The organism is Kitasatospora sp. NEAU-69 (assembly GCF_057158765.1).
The window spans coordinates 1-15,513 of sequence record NZ_JBWXUE010000023.1 but is presented as its reverse complement, the minus strand read 5'-3'; the positions used below and the strand labels follow the sequence as shown (position 1 = coordinate 15,513).

The window sequence follows — 15,513 nt, the reverse complement described above, 5'->3', positions numbered from 1 at the left end:
GGCGAGCCCGACAGACCCTCCCCCTCTGTCATCGGGACCTGAGAGCTTCGCCCGCGCGAGGCTGACGCCCCGCCGGCTTGCACCGTCGGTGAGGGTGGTGGCCACCGGCTCCCTCGCCGGGGGTCCTGCCCTGCTTTCCAGAGTGACCTATCCCGCACGGTACGGATGCCTGAGAGATTCCGGGGAGGGTTTGCTCCTTCGGCGCCTCGCTCCCCTTCGGTCGGGGGCGGGGACTCTCCCGAGCGGGCTCGGCGGTCGCGCCCAGGGTACCAGCGAGAACGCACCGAACGACCGCTCAGGTGAGCGAATCCACTCCCCCACTTGGTCCAGTGCGCGCACGGACGGCCGCGCTCGGCTCGCCACCGTCCGGTTCGTGGCTTTTCGTGTGAATCGACAGGCAGTAACCAGCTGGAGGAAATAGCGTGCAGACCGATATCGACCCCCGAGACCTGATCGGGCACAAGGCCGTCGACCGCAACGGCGACAAGATCGGCACGGTGGACGAGGTCTACCTCGACGATGCGACCGGTGAGCCGGAATGGGCCGCGGTGCGGACCGGAATCTTCGGGCGGGACGCCTTCGTGCCGCTCACCACGAGCGAGTTCTCCGGCGAGGAACTGCGCGTGCCCTACGACAAGTCGCTGATCAAGGAGTCGCCGGACTTCGGCGTCGGCCAGCACCTCTCGCCGGCCCAGGAGCTCCAGCTGTACCGCTACTACGGGCTGGACTCACCGGGCGTCGAGCGCCCGCTGCCGCCCCCGGCGCCCGCCCGGCACCCGGACGATCTGGACTTCGGCGTCGGCACGCAGACCGGCATGCCGGCCGCGGCGGCGACCGGCGGCGCCATGGCGGCCCGCCCGGCGACGGCGCAGCCGACCGGCCCCGGCACCGCGACCATCGGCCTGGACAAGCCGGTCGACCCCACCCCGCCCTCCCAGCCGCCGATGCCGGCCCCGGGCCAGCCCCCGGCGCCGGGCTCCACCCCGGCCCAGGCCGCCGCGAGCCGACCGGTCGCCGGCCCGGGCGCGACCATGCCGCCGCCCGGCCCGATCGAGCTGACGCTGCGCGAGGAGCGTCTTGAGATCACCAACGAGTGGCACGTGCTCGGCACCGCCAGGATGCGCAAGTACGTGGTGACCGAACCGGTGGAGAAGCGGATCCAGGTGGTCAAGGAGCGGGTCCGGGTGGAGCGGGTCCCGGTCGGCGAGGCCGAGCGGTCGGCGCTCTCGGCGCAGGAGATCGCCGAGGCCGTCGAAGAGGTGACGCTGCACGAGGAACGCCCGGCGGTGCGCAAGTACCTGGCGCCGCTGGAGCGGGTGCGCCTGGTGGTGGAGCGCTACACCGAGGAGCAGGTGATCCGCGAGGAACTGCGCCGCGAGCAGGTGGAGATCCACGACAGCACCGCGCCGGAGCAGCAGGCCGGCGATGCCCGGTATGCCGACGCCCAGCACGCCGACACCCAGGCCGCCACGCACCACGCCCCGGCCAACGCGCCGGCCCACCCCCCGGCGCAGGCCGCCGCCCGGGAGCCGGACAGCGCCACGGCCTGACCCCGCTCCCAACTCCCCCGGTACGGCCCGGACCTGGTCTTCCACCAGGTCCGGGCCGTATCGGCGTTGTCGGCCGCAACAAAGCTTCACCGGTCGATATTTGACAGATTGAAGCACTTGAGGGCATGGTTACTTCACTACATTGACTGTCGTTAGCTTGAAGCAGCCTCGAGGGCTGCTGAAGCCCATCCCTGAAGGAGCCACCGTGAGTGAGGCGCCACAGCCCACCACCACGGCCGTGAAGCAGAGCGGCGCCCGGGTCCTGCCCGCGCTGGTGCTCGCGATGCTGGCCTACAGCATCGTGCAGACCGCCGTCGTTCCGATCCTGCCCTCGCTTGCCCTGGAGCTGAAGGTTTCCGGCTCGAACATCACCTGGGTGATGACGGCCAACCTGCTCTCGGCCGCCGTGCTGACCCCGCTGCTCGGCCGCTTCGGCGACCTGCACGGCCGCAAGCCGATGCTGCTGATCTCACTGACCGGCCTGGTGCTGGGTTCGGGCCTCGCGGTCTCCACCCACTCGTTCTCGATGCTGATCATCGCCCGCGTGCTGCAGGGCGCCGGCGGTGGCGTGCTTCCGCTGGCGATCAGCATCGTCCGTGACGAGCTGCCGCGCGAGAAGGTCACCGGCGGCGTCGCCGCGATCAGTGCCTCGATGGGCGTCGGCAGCGGCCTCGGCCTGGTCGCCACCGGCCTGCTGCTGGAGCACTGGAGCTACAAGTCGATCTTCTGGATGGGCCTGGTCTTCGGCCTCATCGCGGTCGGCCTGGTGCTGCTGCGGGTGCCCAAGGACCCGGTGGTGGACAAGACCGGCGGCGCCGACCCGCTCGGCGCGATCACGCTGGCCGGCTGGCTCTGCGCACTGCTCGTCGCCGTCAGCCAGGGCAACGAGTGGGGCTGGACCTCCAACAAGACGCTGGGCCTGTTCGCCGTCGCCGCAGTGGTCGCGCTGATCTGGGGCTTCATCGAGGTCAAGGTCAAGCACCCGCTCGTGGACATGAAGATGATGGCCCGCCCGGCCGTCGCCTTCACCAACATCTCCGGCCTGCTCATCGGCTTCGGGATGTACGGCTCCTTCCTGGTGATCAGCAACTTCACCCAGACGCCCGCCAAGCTCGCGCACTACGGCTTCACCGCCACCGTGCTGCACGCCGGCGTGCTGCTGCTGCCCTCCGCGATCGGCTCGATGGTCGCCGCCCCGCTCGGCGCGATGCTGATCAGCCGCCGCGGCCCCCGTCTGCCGCTGGTCCTCGGCGGCCTGTTCGGCGCTGCCGCGATGGCCTACCTCGCGCTGCGCCACAGCGCCGAGGGCGACGTCTACTTCGCGTCCGCGCTCTTCGGCCTCGGCGTCGGCATGGCCTACGCGGCGATGCCGGCCTACATCAACGGCGCCGTGCCGGCCGAGCAGAGCGGCATCGCCAACGGCATGAACGCCGTGCTGCGCACCGTCGGTGGCGCGATCGGCACCGCCGTGATGGGCGCCATCCTGACCGGGGACACCATCAAGTTCCCGCCGCCGATCGCGGCGCTGGTCAAGGTGCAGATCCCGACCCTGGACGCCTACAAGCACGCCTACTGGGTCACCGCCGTGGTCTGCCTGGTCGCCGCCGCCGTGCCGTTCGCGATCCGCAAGGCCGCCGGCTCCCCGGCCGCGCCGGTCGCCGCCGGCCAGCCGAGCAGCCAGCCGGAACCCGCCAAGACCGGCGCCTGACGAGGCGCCTGCCGGCGCCGCCCAGGGATCGGTGGCGCCGACGATGCCGGCGGCGGCCCGCGAGGGCATCGCACAGGCCACCGCCGGCCACCGCGTGACACTGTGCCCCGCCCGGGCCGCTTGAGTTCCAGCAGTCCGGGCGGGGCACAGTGCTGTCCTGGCCCAGTCGGCTCAGTCGGCCGGATCGACCGGCGGCAGCAGCGGGAGCGGGTCCGCAGGGGTCAGCTCCGGATCGTCCACCAGGAAGGTGCGCACCCGCCCCGGCTCGCTGTACGGCGTCTCGAACCGGACGGTCACCCGGCCGACCCCACTGCCCTGCACCCAGCCGGGGCCGAACTGCTCGTGCAGCACGTCGTGCCCCGGGAGCCAGATCCGCTGCCGGGGAGCAGGCTCCACCGGCTCCGCGACGCCGTCGGCCTGCGGGCCGCTCCCGGCCGCCGCCGACTCCGCAACCGCCTCCGCCGAGTCCGCCGCCACCGCATCCGCTGCCGCCGCCTCTGCCAGCGCCTCCTGTTCCTCCTCCCACTCGGCCGCGGCCTGCGCGAAGAGGTCCTCCTGGGTGTAGTCGGCCAGGCCCGAGACGCCGACGCCGAGCAGCCGGATCCCGCCGGTCAGGTTGACCTGCCCGGCCAGCCGCCGGGCGGTGCCCGCGATCACCCGCTCGTCGTCGGTGGGCCCGCGCAGCGTCTCGGACCGGGTCAGCGTGGAGAAGTCGAAGCGGCGCACCTTGATCACCACCGTCCGCCCGGACCGCCCGGCCGCCCGCAGCCGCCGCACGCAGCGGGCGCTCAGCTCGTCCAGCTCGTGCAGGATCCGGTCCCGGTCGGCCAGATCCACCTCGTAGGTGTCCTCCACCGAGACCGACTTGGCGTCCCGGTCGGGCACCACCGCCCGGTCGTCCAGCCCCCGGGCCATCGCCGACACGCCGGCGCCGTGAGCCTTGCCGAGCAGGCGCCTCAGCTCGTCCTCGGAGAGCTCGGCGACCTCCGCCACGGTCATCAGGCCGGCCCGGTGCAGCACCTGCTCGGTGGCGGGACCGACACCGGGCAGCGCCCGGACCGCCATCGGACCGAGCACCGCGCGCTCCTGGCCGGGAGTGACCAGCACCAGCCCGTCCGGCTTGGCCTGCTCGGAGGCGATCTTGGCCATCAGCTTGGAGCCGGCCGCGCCGACCGAGGCGGTCAGCCCGCCGGTGTGCTCCTCGATGTCCGCGCGCAGGTCCTGGCAGATCGCCCGGACCAGCTCGGCGCCGTCGCCCGGCCCGGCGGCCGCCAGCGCGGGGCCGTACGGGCCGGCCGCCAGGTCGACGTACGCCTCGTCCACGCTGAGCTGCTCGACCAGCGGCGAGAGCTCGCGCAGCATCGCCATCACCAGCTCACTGACCGCCCGGTAGGCGGTGAACCGCGGCCACAGGTAGGCCGCGTTCGGGCAGAGGCGGCGGGCCGTCGCCATCGCCATCGCCGACCGGACGCCGAAGACCCGCGCCTCGTACGAGCAGGTGGAGACCACTCCGCGCCCGCCCAGCCCGCCGACGATCACCGGCTTGCCGCGCAGGCTCGGCTTGGCCGCCTGCTCCACCGAGGCGAAGAAGGCGTCCATGTCGAGGTGGATGATGCTCGGCACTGTCCGCACAAGGCCGATCATCCCGCACGGGTCTGACAGACAGCGCTCGTCGGTGCCGGGGCGGTCCCGGGCCCGTCAGTACCGGGCGGCGGTGCGGTCGTGGGCCGCGTCGGCCAGCGCCCGCGCGACGCCCGGGTCGGCCGGCCCGAGCAGCGCCGGATCCGGGCGGAACACCGCGTTGTACGACGCCTTGACGGCGCCCGGCAGCTCGCGCACGGTACCGGCGTACCAGGTCGCGTCCCGCGGCTCGGGCACGCCGACCGCGTACGCGTCGATCCCGGCCGCCCGGCAGAGCGCCAGCGCGCGCCGCACGTGGTAGTCCTGGCTCACCAGGACCGCGTGGTCGACGCCGAATATCCGCTTGGCCCGGGTGCAGGAGTCCCAGGTGTCGAAGCCCGCGTAGTCGCGCACCACCCGCACGTCGGGGACGCCGCGCCCGACCAGGTAGTCGTACATCGCACCCGGCTCGTTGTAGGACGTGCGGCTGTTGTCGCCGGTGACCAGGATCGCCTGCACCTTGTGCGTCCGGTAGAGCTCCAGCGCGGCGTCCAGGCGGTGCGCCAGGTACGGCGAGGGCACGCCGTCCTGCACACCGGCGCCGAAGACGACCGCCACCGGCTCGGCCGGTACGTCGGCGGCGCTGCGGATCCGCCCGTCCTCCGCGCAGAACAGCCAGGCGCTCGGCGCCAGTGCCAGTGTGCAGAACAGCACCAGTGCCTGGAACGCCCGGCGCTGGCGCCGCCGTCCGCGCAGCACGCCCAGCAACCGCCGACCGTGCTCGCCGCCCTTGGCCACGATGGCCCGCATGTCCCCTCCCCATGATCACTTGTCATCGGGCCGGACGATGCGGACGGCCCGGGCGGTTCTCCGCCCGGGCCGCTGTTGCAGGATCAGGACAGTGCGACGAGACCGTGCCACGAGGCGGTACGACGAGGCGTCAGACCGCGCGGTTGCGGCGCTGGGCCAGCTCGTCGGCGGGGTCGTGGCCGACCAGCGTCTCGCCGGTGTCGGTGCGCTCGGCGTGCAGCCGCCCGAGGTTCGCCTCCAGCTCGTGCCAGACGGCGCCGACCGCGATGCCGAAGACGCCCTGACCACCCTTCAGCAGGTCGACCACCTGCTGCGGCGAGGTGCACTCGTAGACCGTCGCGCCGTCGCTCATCAGGGTCAGCCCGGCCAGGTCGGCCAGCTCGCTGGACTGCAGATGAGTGACGGCCACTCGGATGTTCTGCAGCGAGACGCCCGCGTCCAGCAAGCGCTTGACGATCTTCAGCACCAGGATGTCGCGGAAGCTGTAGAGCCGCTGCGCACCGGTCGGTGTGGCGGTCCGCACGCTCGGCTCCAGCAGCCCGGTGCGGGCCCAGTAGTCGAGTTGACGGTACGTGATACCGGCGGCCGCGCAGGCCGTCGGACCGCGGTAGCCGAGCAGGTCCGAGGATGGAGCGATCCGCTCCAGGGCCGGCTGGCCCGCCTGCACGGCCGGGAAACGCCCGACCCGCGGCAGCTCGGCCACCGTGTCGGCGGCCTGCTGCTCCCAGGAACGGCCGGTCCGGGCCCGGGTGCCGCGCGACACGTGGAGAGCGCACGGGCTGCCTCCGACGGCCGCCTCATCGCCGCTGCTGCTCATGCCAACCTCCGTCCACTGATGGCTCCGGGTGCCGGGCAGAGCGAACGTCCCGGCGGCCACCCCTGACGGTAGGCAGTCGCCCGAGACGCGTCAACGATCGCCACGCCGGGGCCGCGAAACAGCTTCACTCCACCGAGTGGTTTCGCGTGCCCCTAGTGTGGGTAGGACCGAACATTTTGGCAAAACAGACGATCGACTACGAGCAGCTTCGGATCGATCCGCCGCCCCGCCGAGCTGGGTGTCACGAGCGCGGTGTCACGAGCGGGGTGTCACTGGGCGTTGCCGCCGAAGTCCTCCGGCGAGACCTGGTCCAGGAACTCGCGGAACTTCTCGACCTCGTCCTCCTGCTCGTCCGGGATCGCGATGCCCGCCTCGGCGAGCACCTCCTCGGCGCCGTAGATCGGCGTCCCGGTCCGCAGCGCGATCGCTATCGCGTCGGACGGCCGCGCACTGACCTCGACCCCGCCGGTGAAGACCAGCTCCGCGTAGAACACGCCCTCGCGCAGATCGGTGATCCGCACCTCGGTCAGCTGTTGGCCGAGCGCCTCCAGCACGTCCTTGAAGAGGTCGTGCGTGAGCGGACGCATCGGAGTCATGCCCTGCTGGGCGAAGGCGATCGCGGTCGCCTCGCCAGGTCCGATCCAGATCGGCAGATACCGGTCGCCGCCCACTTCGCGCAGCAGGACGATCGGCTGGTTGGAGGGCATCTCCACCCGGACACCCACGACGTCGAGCTCATTCACAAGGCAACCCTATGGCCCCACACCCGGATATGAAAGCGCGGCCCTTCGCGGCCCGGCCACGTGCCGCACTCCGTGAGGTGGCACACCGACCATCCGGCCCCGCCGAGACGGCGCCGCGACGGGGACGAATGGCAGGTCACCAGCCGGACGCCGGCGGTTCCTGCCCGCGTCACCGTCCGGTTCCGGACCGGCCGACCTCGATCGCCGATCGATCACCGTTCGATCGGCGGTCGAACTCCCGGCGCGATCGCGACCGGTCACCGCTCGCACACCTGCCACGCCCGAGTCGCACCCCAGCGGGGCTCCGGTGGCACTCGAGTCGGACACCGGGCGTGTCGCCGCAGACGCAGACGCAGACGGCAGCAGGGCGCGCCAGGAGGCGGGGACGGCTCAGGGGCGGGGGCGGCTCAGGGGCGGGGCTTGCCGCGCAGCCCGGCCTGCACCATGGTCGCGTGCAGCCGGACGGCCAGCGTGGCCAGCTCGCGCGCGGTGGTCTCGGCATGCGCCCTGGTCTGCGGATTGCGGTGCCGGCGCAGCGGTGCGACCACCTGGTCCACCAGGGCCACCTCGCGCTCCGCCGCCGCCTTGACCTGGCGCAGGTGGCGCGGCTCCAGGCCGAACCGGCCCAGCTCGGCGACCAGCCGGGCGATCTGCAGCGTCTCGGCGTCGAATCCGCCGTCCGGGCCGGGCACCACCAGGCCGTAGGACTCCCACTCGGCCAGGTCCCGCTCCTCGGCGCCGGCCGCGGCCAGCAGCTCGGCCCGGCCCAGCCTGACCCCCGCCGCACTGACGCCGGTGGCGGCGCCCAGCTCGCGGTCGGCCTCCTCCAGCGGCCCGGGACGGGCCTCGGCGGAGGGCAGCGCGGGCGGCGCCTCGCCGCGCTCGATCGCGTCCAGGTGCTCGCGGATCACCCGCAGCGGCAGGTAGTGGTCACGCTGCATCCGCAGCACGTAGGCCAGCCGCTCGACGTCGTTCGGGCCGAACTTGCGGTAGCCCGAGGGCGTGCGCTGCGGCTCGACGAGCCCCTCCGCCTCCAGGAAGCGGATCTTCGAAATCGTGATGTCGGGGAAGTCGTCGCGCAGGAAGGCGAGCACCGCCCCGATGCTCAGCAGGTCATCGCCGCCGCGTTCGCCGGGCCGCCGCTGTGGGCTGCTCGGGCGCCGGGGGCCGGTCACGATCTGGTTCGAGGTCACTCGCGCTCTCCTGCCGACGTCGTGGTGTGGTTTCCCCGCCCGTCCCGGCCCCGGCCGACGCTTGGTCGGCCGGGGGGAGCAGCAACTGCCTGCCGTTGCGTCAGTAGTGCTGGGGTCCCGCGAAGAACACCAGCCGGTACTTGCCGATCTGCACCTCGTCGCCGTTGTTCAGGCCGACCTCGTCGATCCGCTCGCGGTTGACGTAGGTGCCGTTCAGGCTGCCCACGTCGGCGACCGAGAAGCCGCCGGGGCGACGACGGAACTCCACGTGCCGGCGCGAGACGGTGACGTCGTCCAGGAAGATGTCGCCCTGGGGGTGACGGCCGGCCGTGGTGACGTCGGCGTCCAGCAGGAACCGGCTGCCGGAGTTCGGACCGCGCTGCACGATCAGCAGGGCGGAGCCCGGCGGCAGCGCGTCGATCGCGGCCAGCACCTCGGCGGAGAGCGCCGGGGTGGCCCCGGTGCCCGTCGCGCTGGGGTCGTAGGACTCCAGGCCGGAGATGGAGATGGTCGAGGTGGTCTCGGCGGGCAGCTCGGGCGAGCCGGCCCCGCGCAGCGGCGAACCGCAGTTGTTGCAGAACCGGGCGGTGGCCGGGTTCTGGTTGCCGCACCGCGGACAGACGATCGGGCCGGTCAAGTTCGCAGCCTCCTGGTGCGGCACTCCCCCTGGGACGTGCCCGGCGTAGGGACCCGGGGCAAACCCTCCACCAGAGGTTGAGGGTCCTGTCGGGAAACCTATGCGCGGCGCGCCCGAAGGGTCAACCGACGCGCCGTAGCCACCGTCACGGAAGAGCGGGCGCTCACCGGCGTGCTGGTAGCCCTCCTGCGGGGCAGGGCGCATGCCGGGGACCTGGCCGAGCTCATCCTCCTCCCGGCGGTGGCGCGCGGTGGGCGCCTCCACCGCGGCAGCGCGGCGGTTGTTGCGGCCGAAAAGCTTAGAGAACAGACTCACGGGCGAATCCCCTTGCGTGAAACAGACCCGCCCGCGGGGCAGGGTGAGAACCTCGGACAGGCTGCGGGCCCGGCATCGAGCCGGGGCTGCGGGAGTGGTACTTCACAGTGTGACCGACGAGCCCCGCGCGCTGTGCACCGGGGGCCACCCGCAGACGCAGGTGGGAGGCGGTCCAGCCGACGGAGCGTCAGCTGCTGCGAACGGCCCGTCACCTCGCCGCCGGCTTGCTGAACTGCGACGGCGCGGGCACGGCGAGCGCGTCCACGGTGACCTTCTGCTGCTCCGAGATGGCGGTACCGACCTGCTCCTTCTCAAGAGTACGGACGATGCCCCCCGGAATGTTCAGCGCCGGCGTCAGATCCTGCGGACTCCCGATCACCGTGAAGCGGTACGGCTGCGAGACGGCCTTGCCGGCGATCTGCACGCCGCCGTTCGGTGCGTCGGTGAAGTAGGTACCGGCCACCACTCGGACATCGTTGATCTGAATCGCCTCCGCCCCCGCCGCTCGGAGTTCCTGCAGGGTGTCCAGCAGCATATCTGCCTTGACCTGCCCCTGGGGGTCATCGACCGTCAGTACGATTCCCGGACCGGTCGCCCTGACCGTACCCGCCAGCACGCCCAGTTCCTCCGCCTTCTTCAGGGTCTGCTCCTGGGCTTCCTTGGCCTGATTCGAGCTGTTCTCCAACTGGGCCATGGATTCGTCGAGTTGGGCCTTCTCCTGCTGGAGACGCTGCTGCCGGCTGTCCAGCTCGTCCAGGATCCGGACCAGGTCCTCCTGGCGGGCGCCGCGCAGCGCGCTGTGGTCGTTGGTCGAACGCACCTGGATCGCCAGACCCAGGCCGAGCGCGAAGAGCAGCAGCGCGACCACGAGCTGTCCCCGCGAGGCGCGTGGCGGCCAGATCGCGTTGCGCAGCCTGGCCCGGCCGTCCGGCGCGGGCCGGGCACCGGCGGCCGGCTGCGGCTGCTCGGAAGCCTCGGCGGGCTCGACGGACTCGGGCTCGGGCTCGGGCTCTTCCTGCTCCGGTCTCTCGGACTCCGGTCCCTCCGGCTCCGGCTCCGCCGCCGTCTCCGGTGCGGGCTCAGCCGTCGTCACCGGAGTCGGGGCGGCTTCGCAGGCCTGCTCGGGGATCGGCACGGCGGGCGCCGCCGGCTCCTCGGCCTCCTCGGCCGCTGCGACCACCACGGCCGCCGCCTGCGCGCTCTCGCCCTCCGGCCGCACCCGCTCCGCGTCCTCGCGCGGCCCGTCGCCCGGCAGCTCGTCCTTCGTCATCGACGCTCCCCCGGCCTCAGGCCCGGAACACGTGGCGCCGGATGGCGGCCGCGTTCGAGAAGATCCGGATACCGAGCACCACGACCACGCCGGTGGACAGCTGCGAGCCCACGCCCAGCTGGTCGCCGAGGAAGACGATCAGCGCCGCCACCACGACGTTGGAGAGGAACGAGACCACGAAGACCTTGTCGTCGAAGATCCCGTCCAGCATCGAGCGCACCCCGCCGAAGACCGCGTCCAGCGCGGCCACCACGGCGATCGGCAGGTACGGGACCACCGCGGCCGGCACCTCGGGCTGGACGAAGAGTCCGGCGATCACCCCGGCCACCAGACCCAGTACGGCAATCACGGCGTGGGTGCTCCTGTCGTCGACGTCGAAAGAGTGGCTGCGGCGCTCGCGCCGTCCTCCGGGACCGCCACGCGCAGCGTGAAACCCACCGCCGCGGGCAGGTCCAGCGAGTGCTCCGCGGTGGTCGTGGCCTTGATCCCGTAGCTGTCCTGCAGGATCCGCAGGTAGTGCCCGCCCATGCTGTCCTGGAAGGCGCCCGGCAGCCGCTTCTCGTCGCCCACCGCCAGCACCGTGTACGGCGGCACCAGCGGGCGGTTGTCGACAAGGATCGCGTCTCCGGCCGCCCGGATCGCCGACAGCGCGGTGAGCCGCTGCCCGTTCACCGCGACCGCCTCGGCGCCGGCCTGCCAGAGGCCGTTGACGATCAGCTGGAGGTCCCGGTCGTGCAGCCGGCCCGTGCCGAAGCCGCCCGCCAGCCGCGGGTCCAGCCCGCCGCCGCTGTCGGTGCCGCTGCCGTCGTCGATGACCAGCTTCAGGCCGGGCCCGGTGACCGCGCCGGTCCCCACCGAACCGGCCAGCGCGGGCAGTCCTGCGTCCCCGCCGGAGTCCTGCAGCGCGTGCTGCTGGGTCCGGTCCACCTGGGCCCGCAACGACTCCACCTGGCGCTGCAGCTGGTCGGCCGCCGCCGTGGCATCGGTGACGCGCTGCACCAGCGCGTCGTGCTGCTTGGCGAGCGCCGGTTCGGCCTCGTGCGCGTTCACCCCGCTGATCGTCACCACGGCGGCCGCCATCGCGAGCCCGGCGGCCAGCAGCAACCGGCCCCTGGCGGTGGTGGGCAGCCGGCGGCGGCCCACCTCGCCGCGGGCCCGGGCGGCGGCCGCGTAGCCCTCGTCCAGGCTCTGGTCCATCACCGTGGTCAGCAAGGACATCGAAGCGTCAGGGCGGGCGAACCGGCGGTCCCTGACACTCGGTGGTCGCTTCGCTGGCATGCGGGACATCGTCCCATGTCGCGGCGGACCCCGGTGAACAGCCCCCAGGATTGGGAGCCGCCCGCCCGGGGCCCGCCGCAGAGCTCCCCGCTAGCGCCCGGCGCCGTCCACCACCGCCGCCCACTCGTCGAGCAGGCCCTGGGTCGCGTCGTCGTCCGGGCCCTCCGCCCACAGGTGGGTGACGGCCTCGGCCGGGTCCGGCAGCACCAGCGTCCAGCGGCCGTCCGGCTCGACCACCCGGACGCCGTCGGTGGTGTCCAGCCGCCGGTTGCCCGCCGCCTCGACCACCGAGCGCATCACCATTCCCTTCGCCGCCCACGGGGTGGCGATGTCGCGCCGCTGCATGTGCGCCTGCGGAATGCGCGCATCGATCTGGCTGAGCGTCAGCTGGGTGCGGGCCACCAGTCCGACCAGCCGGACGAAGGCCGCCGCGCCGTCCAGCACGCCGCTGAACTCCGGCACCACGAACCCGCCACGCCCGTCCCCGCCGAAGATCGTGCCCTCGGCGGCGGCCGCCTTGGCCAGGTCGTCCGGCGAGGTGGTGGTCCAGCTGACCTGGGTGCCGTGGTAGGCCGCCACCTGCTCGGCGATCCGGGTCGTCGTGACGGGCAGCGCCACCTGACCGCTGCGCCGCTCGGCCGCGACCAGGTCGAGCAGGACCAGCAGTGCCCGATCGTCCTCGATCACCCGCCCCAGCTCGTCCACGAAGAAGACCCGCTCGCCGACGGTGTCGAACCGCACCCCGAACGCCGCCCGGGAGGAGGCCACCAGCGCGCCGAGCCGGGCCAGGCCGGCCCGCCGCTCCTCGACGTCCTCGGTCGGCCGCGCCTCGTCCAGGCCCGCGTTGACCGTCAGCGCCTCCACACCGAGGCGGCCCAGGATGCTCGGCAGCACCAGGCCGGCGCTGCCGTGCGCGGTGTCCACCACGACCTTCAGCCCGGCCTCCCGGACCCCCGTGGTGTCGATCGCCCGGAGCAGATTGCCCGCGTACGAGTCGAAGACGCTGGACGGGAACGTCAGGTCGCCGATCTCACCCGGGAACGCCCTGCGGTACTCCTGGCGCGCGTAGACGCGGTCCAGCTTGCGCTGACCGGCCTGCGAGAGGTCCGCGCCGCGCTCGTCGAAGAAGAGGATGTCCAGCGAGTCCGGCACCCCCGGTGTGGTGCGCAGGAAGATCCCGCCGGCGCTGCCCCGGGCGGTGTGCTGCCGGGCCACCGGCATCGGCACGTTCTCCAGGTCGCGGACGTCGATCGCGCTGGTCTGCAACGCCGAGATCATCGCCCGTTTGAGCGCACGGGCACCACGCGAGTGGTCACGCGCGATGGTGACGGTCGCGCCCTTCTTCAGCGTCGTCGCGTACGCGCCCGCCAGCCGGACGGCCAGCTCCGGGGTGATCTCGACATTGAGGATCCCGGACACACCACGCGCGCCGAACAGGTGCTCCTGCCCGCGCGACTCCCAGATCACCGAGGTGTTGACGAACGCGCCGGCCTCGATCGTCTTGAACGGGTAGACCCGCACCCCGCTCGCGATCACCGACTCCTCGCCGATCAGGCACTCGTCGCCGATCACCGCGCCGTCCTCGATCCGGGCCGCGCGCATCACGTCGGTGTTCTTGCCGACCACGCAGCCGCGCAGGTTCGTCTGCGGACCCACGTAGACGTTGTCGTGCACGACCGCCTTGTGCAGGAACGCGCCGCGCTTCACGACCACGTTGCTGCCCAGCACCGTGTGCTCGCGCAGTTCGACGCCCGCCTCCACCTTGGCGTAGTCGCCGATGTAGAGCGGACCGCGCAGGATCGCCTCCGGGTCCACCTCGGCGCCTTCGGCCACCCAGACGCCGGGCGAGATCTCGAAGCCGTCCAGCTCGACGTCGACCTTGCCGTCCAGGACGTCGGCCTGCGCCTTGCCGTAGCTCTCGTGCGTGCCGACGTCCTCCCAGTAGCCCTCGGCGACATAGCCGTAGACCGGCTTGCCCTCCTTGAGCAACTGCGGGAAGACGTCACTCGACCAGTCCACCGAGCGGCCGGCCGCAACGTAGTCGAAGACCTGCGGCTCCATCACGTAGATGCCGGTGTTCACCGTGTCGGAGAACACCTGACCCCAGGTCGGCTTCTCCAGGAAGCGCTCCACGCGCCCCTCGTCGTCGACGATCGTGATACCGAATTCCAACGGGTTGGGGACCCGGGTGAGGCAGACGGTCACCAGCGCGCCCTTGCGCCGGTGAAAGGCGATCAGCTCGGAAAGATCGAAATCGGTGAGGGCATCTCCGGAGATGACCAGAAAGGAGTCGTCGCGCAGCGCGTCCTCGGCGTTCTTGACGCTGCCTGCGGTGCCGAGTGGGACCTCCTCGTTGGCATAGGTGAGATTCATGCCGAGGTCTTCGCCGTCACCGAAGTAGTTCTTCACCAGTGACGCCAGGAACTGCACGGTGACGACCGTATCGGTAAGGCCGTGCCGCTTGAGCAGGCGAAGCACGTGCTCCATGATCGGGCGGTTGGCAACCGGCAGGAGCGGCTTCGGCATGCTCGAAGTCATCGGGCGGAGACGAGTTCCCTCGCCTCCTGCCATCACAACGGCTTTCATTGCGGGTGCGTCCTCCTTCGCGGCGATGGACTCCTCGTCCATCAAACCGTTCCAGGACTCCTCTACCCGGCTGAAATCGTCCGACGCGCGGATGGACCGGTTAACTGCGCCACGATTACCGGCCGTCGCCGCTCGCCACCCCGCAGTGGTTGGCGTACGTCAGCCGTGCGCGAGCGTGTCGGCCTTGACCAGCCGGCGGGTCTGCATGGCATAGAGGATCGCCGCCCACCAGTACAGGACCGTGCCCCACCAGATGAATGCCCAGCTCACGGCGTTCGCGGTGGCGTGGAACCAGCCGTCGCCCTGCCCGAGCAGCAGAAGCGGAAAGGCGTACATCAGATTGAAGGTCGCCGCCTTGCCGAGAAAAGTCACTTGCAGCGGCCCGTAACCATGCCGGTTGAGAATGGGCAACAACGACGTGATGAACAGGTCACGAGCAAGCAGAATCGCGGTCAACCACCACGGCAGGATGCCGCGCCAGGTCAGACCCAGCAGCGTCGAGAACACGTACAGGCGGTCTGCCAGCGGATCGAGGATCTGACCGAGCCGGCTGATCTGACCCCACCTGCGGGCGAGCTTGCCGTCCAGGTAGTCGCTGACCCCGCTGAACATCAGGATCGCGATCGCCCAGCCGTCGTTCTTCGGCCCGTTGAACTCGGGCCAGAGAATCAGCCAGAGGAAGACCGGGACACCGACCAGGCGGGCCATGCTGAGCACGTTGGGGATGGTGAGGACGCGGTCGGTCTGGACGCGCGTCTCCTGGACCTCCACCCGGGGGCCTCCTGTCCTTACAGTGACTGTGCGGCCCTGACTTTACCCGGCCGCGGCAGCCACCGGCGACCAACCACCGGCCCGGAATGCGAAAAAGCCCCTGGCCATTGCTGGCCAGGGGCTTTCCCTGAATGATTGTTCGGCGGCGTCCTACTCTCCCACAGGGTCCCCCCTGCAGTACCATCGGCGCTGTAAGGCTTAGCTTCCGGGTTCGG

General features: G+C 71.8%; 13 protein-coding genes, 1 rRNA gene and 2 riboswitches. Of the genes, 2 read left to right on the top strand and 12 right to left on the bottom strand.

Going from position 1 to position 15,513, the window contains the following annotated elements; all coding sequences use genetic code 11:
- Positions 1-18: 18 nt before the first annotated feature.
- Positions 19-146: riboswitch (glycine riboswitch) on the bottom strand.
- A gap of 1 nt (position 147) precedes the next feature.
- Positions 148-251, bottom strand: a riboswitch (glycine riboswitch).
- 171 nt (positions 252-422) lie between these two features.
- Together AC060L_RS25130 and AC060L_RS25125 are read left to right on the top strand one after the other, a co-directional pair.
- Entirely contained in the window at positions 423-1,550 is a 1,128-nt protein-coding gene (locus tag AC060L_RS25130; RefSeq protein WP_483801170.1) for a PRC and DUF2382 domain-containing protein, read from the top strand.
- Positions 1,551-1,755: 205 nt separating this feature from the next.
- Positions 1,756-3,258: an MFS transporter gene (locus tag AC060L_RS25125; RefSeq protein WP_483801169.1), complete on the top strand. Its 1,503-nt coding sequence runs from the start codon at positions 1,756-1,758 to the stop codon at positions 3,256-3,258.
- 171 nt (positions 3,259-3,429) lie between these two features.
- Here the strand turns inward: AC060L_RS25125 and AC060L_RS25120 are convergent, their stop codons facing one another.
- The 12 genes from AC060L_RS25120 to rrf all read right to left on the bottom strand — a co-directional run.
- Positions 3,430-4,890 (bottom strand): DNA polymerase IV, encoded by a 1,461-nt coding sequence (locus AC060L_RS25120; protein ID WP_483801168.1) that lies wholly within the window; start codon positions 4,888-4,890, stop codon positions 3,430-3,432.
- Positions 4,891-4,956: 66 nt separating this feature from the next.
- Positions 4,957-5,688, bottom strand: a complete 732-nt coding sequence (locus AC060L_RS25115; RefSeq protein WP_483801167.1) for a SanA/YdcF family protein — start codon at positions 5,686-5,688, stop codon at positions 4,957-4,959.
- 130 nt (positions 5,689-5,818) lie between these two features.
- Complete coding sequence (locus tag AC060L_RS25110; RefSeq protein ID WP_483801166.1) at positions 5,819-6,505, bottom strand: MerR family transcriptional regulator; 687 nt, start codon at positions 6,503-6,505, stop codon at positions 5,819-5,821.
- Between the two features lie 269 nt (positions 6,506-6,774).
- The gene (locus tag AC060L_RS25105) at positions 6,775-7,248 is read right to left on the bottom strand and encodes a bifunctional nuclease family protein (protein WP_483801165.1); all 474 of its coding nucleotides are present in this window, start codon (positions 7,246-7,248) and stop codon (positions 6,775-6,777) included.
- Positions 7,249-7,655: 407 nt separating this feature from the next.
- Positions 7,656-8,357 carry a transcriptional regulator FtsR gene (gene ftsR / locus AC060L_RS25100; protein ID WP_483801276.1) on the bottom strand — a complete coding sequence of 234 codons (702 nt, stop codon included), beginning with the start codon at positions 8,355-8,357 and terminating at the stop codon, positions 7,656-7,658.
- Positions 8,358-8,541: 184 nt separating this feature from the next.
- Positions 8,542-9,078 carry an FHA domain-containing protein gene (locus AC060L_RS25095; RefSeq protein WP_483801164.1) on the bottom strand — a complete coding sequence of 179 codons (537 nt, stop codon included), beginning with the start codon at positions 9,076-9,078 and terminating at the stop codon, positions 8,542-8,544.
- A gap of 523 nt (positions 9,079-9,601) precedes the next feature.
- Complete coding sequence (locus tag AC060L_RS25090) at positions 9,602-10,663, bottom strand: DUF881 domain-containing protein (protein WP_483801163.1); 1,062 nt, start codon at positions 10,661-10,663, stop codon at positions 9,602-9,604.
- A 16-nt stretch (positions 10,664-10,679) separates the two neighbouring features.
- A complete protein-coding gene (locus tag AC060L_RS25085; RefSeq protein WP_483801162.1) occupies positions 10,680-11,012 on the bottom strand; it encodes a small basic family protein in 333 nt (110 codons plus the stop codon).
- The gene (locus tag AC060L_RS25080) at positions 11,009-11,950 is read right to left on the bottom strand and encodes a DUF881 domain-containing protein (RefSeq protein ID WP_483801161.1); all 942 of its coding nucleotides are present in this window, start codon (positions 11,948-11,950) and stop codon (positions 11,009-11,011) included. The genes AC060L_RS25085 and AC060L_RS25080 overlap by 4 nt, the downstream gene beginning before the upstream one ends.
- A gap of 81 nt (positions 11,951-12,031) precedes the next feature.
- Positions 12,032-14,527 (bottom strand): sugar phosphate nucleotidyltransferase, encoded by a 2,496-nt coding sequence (locus AC060L_RS25075; RefSeq protein WP_483801160.1) that lies wholly within the window; start codon positions 14,525-14,527, stop codon positions 12,032-12,034.
- 159 nt (positions 14,528-14,686) lie between these two features.
- Positions 14,687-15,298, bottom strand: a complete 612-nt coding sequence (gene clsA, locus AC060L_RS25070; protein WP_483801159.1) for a cardiolipin synthase ClsA — start codon at positions 15,296-15,298, stop codon at positions 14,687-14,689.
- Positions 15,299-15,435: 137 nt separating this feature from the next.
- A 5S ribosomal RNA gene (gene rrf / locus AC060L_RS25065) occupies positions 15,436-15,513 on the bottom strand; the annotation flags it as partial.